The 6,218-nt window shown below is 70.7% G+C and carries 3 protein-coding genes; all 3 read right to left on the bottom strand.

Features of this window, described 5'->3' with window-relative positions; all coding sequences use genetic code 11:
- Positions 1-77: 77 nt before the first annotated feature.
- A complete protein-coding gene (locus ACFT2C_RS19435) occupies positions 78-3,914 on the bottom strand; it encodes a multifunctional oxoglutarate decarboxylase/oxoglutarate dehydrogenase thiamine pyrophosphate-binding subunit/dihydrolipoyllysine-residue succinyltransferase subunit (RefSeq protein ID WP_377208715.1) in 3,837 nt (1,278 codons plus the stop codon).
- 402 nt (positions 3,915-4,316) lie between these two features.
- Positions 4,317-5,486, bottom strand: a complete 1,170-nt coding sequence (locus ACFT2C_RS19430; RefSeq protein WP_377208714.1) for a sensor histidine kinase — start codon at positions 5,484-5,486, stop codon at positions 4,317-4,319.
- Between the two features lie 15 nt (positions 5,487-5,501).
- The gene (locus tag ACFT2C_RS19425; RefSeq protein ID WP_377208718.1) at positions 5,502-6,185 is read right to left on the bottom strand and encodes a response regulator transcription factor; all 684 of its coding nucleotides are present in this window, start codon (positions 6,183-6,185) and stop codon (positions 5,502-5,504) included.
- Positions 6,186-6,218 lie beyond the last annotated feature (33 nt).

The following is a 6,218-nucleotide window of genomic DNA, read 5'->3' as shown; positions in this document are numbered from 1 at the left end:
GGTCTCGACAGGCTCGGACCACCGGTGGTCGAGCCTGTCGAGACCGGACAGGCGCTCTACTTCGCGGCCCCGGCGGGTCAGCGGGTGAAGGCCTGCTCCATGAGGGTCTTCTGCTGGGCCTGGTGCGCCTTCGCCGTGCCGGCGGCCGTGGACGCCGACGCCGGGCGGGAGACGACCTTGACGTACGGCACGTCCAGCGGCAGGGCCAGGTGGATGAAGCCCCACGCGCCCTGGTTCTGCGGCTCGTCCTGCACCCAGACCACCTCGGCGTCGCCGTACTTGGCGATCTCCGCGCGGAGGTGAGCCTCCGGGAATGGGTACAGCTGCTCCAGGCGGACGATGGCCACATTCTCGTCGCCGCGCCTGGTGCGCTCGGCGAGCAGGTCGTAGTACACGCGGCCCGTGCACAGGAGCACGCGGTCCACCTTCGCGGGGTCCGCCGACGAGTCGGTGAGGACCTCGCGGAACGTGTCCGAGGTGAAGTCCTCCACCGAGGACGCCGCCGCCTTGAGGCGCAGCAGCTGCTTCGGCGTGAACACGATCATCGGACGGCGCGGGCGGGCGTACGCCTGGCGGCGCAGCAGGTGGAAGTACGACGCCGGCGTGGACGGCTGCGCGACCGTGATGTTGTTCTCGGCGCACAGCTGCAGGAACCGCTCGATGCGGGCGGACGAGTGGTCCGGGCCCTGGCCCTCGTAACCGTGCGGCAGCAGCATGACCACCGACGACGACTGGCCCCATTTCTGCTCGGCGGACGAGATGAACTCGTCGATCACCGTCTGGGCGCCGTTGACGAAGTCGCCGAACTGAGCCTCCCAGAGCACGAGGGCGTCCGGCCGCTCCACCGAGTAGCCGTACTCGAAGCCGAGCGCCGCGTACTCCGACAGAGAGGAGTCGTAGACCCAGAACTTGGCCTGGTCGCCGGAGAGGTACAGCAGCGGCGTCCACTCGGCGCCGGTCTCCCGGTCGTGCAGCACCGCGTGCCGCTGCACGAAGGTGCCGCGGCGCGAGTCCTGGCCGGCGAGGCGCACCGGGGTGCCCTCCGCGAGCAGCGAGCCGAAGGCCGCGAGCTCGCCGAAGCCCCAGTCGATGCCGCCTTCCTTCGCCATGAGCTGGCGCTTCTCGAGGAGCTGCGCGAGCTTCGGGTGGACGGTGAAGCCCTCCGGCGGCGTGGTGTGCACGTCGCCGACGCGCTGCAGCATCTCCGGCGAGATCGCCGTCTGCCAGCCCACCATGGTCCCGGCGTCCTGACGCTGGGACTCGGGACGCTCCAGGCCGGCGAGGTGCTCCGTCTGCGGGGCGGGCGTGAAGCCGGACTTGGTCTCGGTGAACACCCGCTCGAGCTGCGACTGGTAGTCCTGCAGCACGCCCTCGGCCTCGTCCACGGTGATGTCACCGCGCGCGACCAGGTTCTCGGTGTAGAGCTTGCGCACCGAGCGCTTGGTCTCGATGAGGTTGTACATGAGCGGCTGCGTCATCGACGGGTCGTCGCCCTCGTTGTGCCCGCGGCGGCGGTAGCAGATGAGGTCGATGATGACGTCCTGGCCGAAGTGCTCGCGGAACGCGAAGGCGAGCTCGGCGGTCCGCACGACGGCCTCGGGGTCGTCGCCGTTCACGTGCATGACCGGGACCTGGTAGCCCTTGGCCACGTCCGTCGCGTACGTGGTCGAGCGGGACGACGTCGGACCAGTGGTGAAGCCCACCTGGTTGTTCACGACCACGTGGATGGTGCCGCCGGTGCGGTACCCGCGCAGCTGCGACAGGTTCAGCACCTCGGGGACCACGCCCTGGCCCGCGAACGCCGCGTCGCCGTGCACGAGGATCGGCAGCACGGAGAACCCGTCGCCGCCGAGGTCGATGCGGTCCTGCTTGGCGCGGACGATGCCTTCGAGCACCGGGTCCACGGCCTCCAGGTGCGACGGGTTGGCCGCGAGGTAGACGCGCGTCGTGGCGCCGGACTCCGACGTGAACGTGCCCTCGGTGCCGAGGTGGTACTTCACGTCGCCCGAGCCCTGGACGCTCTTGGGGTCGAGCTGGCCCTCGAACTCCTTGAAGATCTGGCCGTAGCTCTTGCCCGCGATGTTCGCCAGCACGTTCAGGCGGCCACGGTGGGCCATGCCGATGCCGACCTCGTCGAGCCCGCCCTCGGCGGCCCGCGACAGGATCGCGTCCAGCAGCGGGATCAGGGACTCGCCGCCCTCCAGCGAGAAGCGCTTCTGCCCGACGAACTTGGTCTGCAGGAACGTCTCGAACGCCTCGGCGGAGTTCAGGCGGCGCAGGATGCGCAGCTGGTCCTCGCGCGGCGTCTTGGCGTAGCCCGCCTCCAGGCGCTCCTGGAGCCACTTGCGCTGGGCCGGGTCGGCGATGTGCATGTACTCGATGCCGATCGTGCGGCAGTACGAGTCGCGCAGCAGGCCGAGGACGTCGCGCAGCGTCGCCTTGGGCTTGGGGCCGAAGCCGGCCGTCGGGAAGGTGCGATCCAGGTCCCACAGCGTCAGGCCGTGGTTCTGGATGTCCAGGTCGGGGTGCTTGCGCTGGCGGTAGGCGAGCGGGTCGGTGTCCGCCATGAGGTGGCCGCGCGAGCGGTACGACTGGATGACCTCGGCGATCTTGGCCGGCTTGGCGGCCTCGACGTCGGCGTCGACCGTGTTGTCACGGACCCAGCGGACGGGCTCGTACGGGACGCGCAGCGCCGCGAAGACGCGGTCGTAGAAGCCGTCCAGGCCGAGCAGCTTGTTCGAGATGATCTTGAGGAACTCGCCGGACTGGGCGCCCTGGATGATGCGGTGGTCGTAGGTCGACGTGACCGTCATGACCTTCGAGATGGCCATGCGGGCGAGCTGCTCCTCGGACGCGCCGGCGAACTCCGCCGGGTAGTCCATGGCGCCGACGCCGACGATGGTGCCCTGGCCCTGCATCAGGCGCGGCACCGAGTGCACGGTGCCGATGCCGCCCGGGTTGGTCAGCGAGATCGTGGTGCCCTGGAAGTCCGGCACGGCGAGCTTGTTGCCGCGGGCCTTGCGGACCAGCTCCTCGTAGGCGGCCCAGAACTCGGCGAAGTCGAGCTCCTCAGCCTTCTTGATGCTCGGCACCAGGAGCTGGCGCGAGCCGTCCGGCTTGGCCAGGTCGATCGCGAGGCCGAAGCCGACGTGCGCGGGCTGGTTCACGCCCGGCTTGCCGCCAACCTCTTCGTAGTGGGCGTTCATGACGGGCATGTCGGCCAGCGCCTCCACCAGCGCGAAGCCGATGAGGTGCGTGAACGAGATCTTGCCGCCGCGGCCGCGCTTGAGGTGGTTGTTGATGACGATCCGGTTGTCGACCATCAGCTTGGCGGGCACGGCGCGCACCGAGGTGGCGGTCGGGACCTCGAGCGAGGCCTCCATGTTCGTGACCACGCGCGCGGCGGGGCCGCGCAGCTTCTGGATGTCGTCGACGGCGTCCGGGTGGGCGACGGGGCGCTCGAACGTGTCGTCGTATTGCGTGCTGGGCGGGGTAGCGATCGGGCTGGCCGGGTTGACCTTCGGGTCGGCCGGCAGGACCTTCTCGCGTACCGGCTGCTCGGCCTCCGCGGCGGCGGTGCCGCCGGTCACCGGGGTGGCCGCCTGCTGGGCGGGTGCCGCCGGGGGGGACGCCGTCTCAGCAGGGGCGTTCGCCGGCGCCGCGGGGGCGGGTGCCGCCGGAGCGGCCGAGGCGGTCGGCGCCGAAGAGGTAGGAGTCGGGGCGGCTGCGGCAGCGCCGTCCTTGGTGGAGCCGTTCTCGCTCGGGGTGTAGTCGGCGAAGAAGTCCCACCACGCGGGGTCCACCGCGTTCTTGTCCTTCAGATACTGCTGGTAGAGCTCGTCCACAAGCCATTCGTTGGCTCCGAATGACGAGCTCGCCACGCTGATCGACTCTGAACCAGCCTTAGCTGACACGCGCGGATCGCCCACCTTCACCACAGTTGCGTTTCGTCGCGCGCCACCTTGGCGCGGCGCGCACAGCCCGAATGCTTTCGGACCCTCCAAGCCTATGCCCTTTCCGCCCGCTGGTGGGTGTGGTCGCGCGGGCGCCGGGGCGTGTCACGGCGCCAAAGAAGTTGGTTCGTCATGGTTCTCGCACCCAGAGCAAAACGCGGGCAACATTGGCCCTCGAAGTCGCCAACGCGACGTTACGGGGAATTGTTGTGGGCCGGAGTTCCTTTGCGTGTGTGACCGAAATCACGGAACCCCGTCTCACACTTCGACCGCCGGCGGTCCTAGGCTCTTCGTTTCCCGCCGACGCGTTCCCGCAGTTCGGGTGCCGGACGGCGAGCCGTTGCGCCGGACCGCCGTCCGGCCTCAGTCCGTGTGCGTGGTCGTGACACCCGGTGCCGGGTGTGCCCGCGCGGGGAGGGTGACACGCATCGTCGCCCCCCGCTGGGAGTCGACCACCTGGACCTGGCCGCCGTGCAGCTCGACCGCCCACCGGACGATGGCGAGGCCGATGCCGGTGCCGCCGCTCGACCCGACGGTGCCGCCGGCGGTGCTACCCACGGTGCTACCCACGGTGCTCCCCGCGGTGTCGGTGAACGTCTCGCTCGAGGGTCCGTTCCGCCCCCCGCTCGACCCGGTGCCGCGGACGAACCGCTGGAAGATCCGCTCCCGGTCCGCCGCGGCGATCCCGGGTCCCTCGTCGCTGACCTCGAGCACGACGTCGGACCCCTCGCTGCCGTCCACGGGATAGGCGTCCAGGCGGACGACGCCGCCCTGCGGCGAGTGCCGGATCGCGTTCTGCAGCAGGTTGAGGACCACCTGGTGCAGGCGTTCGGCGTCCCCCTCGATGGTGAGGTCCTCGGGCGTGACGTCGACGACGTAGTGGAGGTCCTTCGCGGCGTCGACCATCTGGAGGTCCTCGGCGCAGTGCTCCAGGAAGTCGCCCACGGCGATCTTGCCGACGTTCAGGGCCGAGGCGCCCGCCTCGATCCGGGAGAGGTCCAGCAGGTAGGTGACGAGCCGGGTCAGCCGCTCCGTCTGCGCGTGCGCCTGCTCGAGCGCGGCCGGGGTGGGCTGCACGACGCCGTCCACCATGTTCTCGAGCTGGGCCTGGAGCGCGGCGACCGGCGTGCGCAGCTCGTGCGACACGTTCGCGATCAGGTCGCGGCGGGTCTGCTCCACCGAGGCCAGGTCCTCGGCCATCCGGTTGAACGCGTGCGCGAGCTGCCCCACCTCGTCGCTGCTCGTCGCGCGCACCCGGCGGGTGTAGTCGCCGTCCGCCATGGCCTCGACGGCCTCGGTGATCTCCCGCAGCGGCGACGTCATGCCGCGGGCCAGGACCTGCGTGACCAGCAGCGACAGGATGATCGCCAGGGGGAAGGTGCGGCTCGGCCCCAGGTGCGCCTGCAGACCGAGCCACGTGATCAGCACCGCAGCGGTGACCGTGATCGCCACCAGCACGCCCAGCTTGATCTTGAGCGAGCGCAGCGGGTCGAGCGGCCGCACGTCGGGGACGCGGGGCACGTGCGGTCTCATCCGGATCACCGGCGGCTACTGGTTGGCGGGCGGCTCGAACGCGTACCCGACGCCGTGCACCGTGCGGATCAGGTCCGGCCCGAGCTTGCGGCGCAGCGCCTTGATGTGGGAGTCGACGGTGCGGGTGCCGCTCGCGTCCGCCCAGTCCCAGACCTCGGCGAGCAGGCGCTCGCGCGTCAGCACGGTCTTGGGGGAGCCGGCGAGCATGACGAGCAGCTCGAACTCCGTCGGGGTCAGGTGGACCTCCTCGCCCCCGCGGTAGACGCGGCGCTGCGCGCGGTCCACCGTCACGTCGCCCATGGTCATGGGCGGGTCCGCCGGCGTCGTGGCCGCGGCCTGCGCGGCGCGGTCCACCCGGCGCAGCAGCGCCTTGATGCGGGCTACCAGCTCGCGCATCGAGAACGGCTTGGTCATGTAGTCGTCCGCGCCGACGCCCAGGCCGACCAGCATGTCGGTCTCGTCGTCGCGCGCGGTGAGCATGAGGATCGGGGTGGGATGCTCGGCCTGGATGCGCCGCGTGACCTCGAGCCCGTCGATGCCCGGCAGCATCACGTCGAGGAGCACGACGTCGGGGCGGAGCCTGGACGCGGCGTCGACGCCGGACAGGCCGTCGCGGGCGACCTCGACACGCCAGCCTTCAGCGGACAATCGCTGGGCGATCGCCGTGGCGATCGTCGGCTCGTCCTCCACCACGAGCACGGTCGCGCTCTGCTGACCGGTCGAGGCTGCGGC

The sequence above is a fragment of the Promicromonospora sp. NPDC057138 genome (assembly GCF_042670845.1).
Lineage (GTDB): Bacteria > Actinomycetota > Actinomycetes > Actinomycetales > Cellulomonadaceae > Promicromonospora.
Note: the sequence above shows the minus strand (reverse complement) of the source record. Positions and strands in the feature narration are given on the sequence as shown.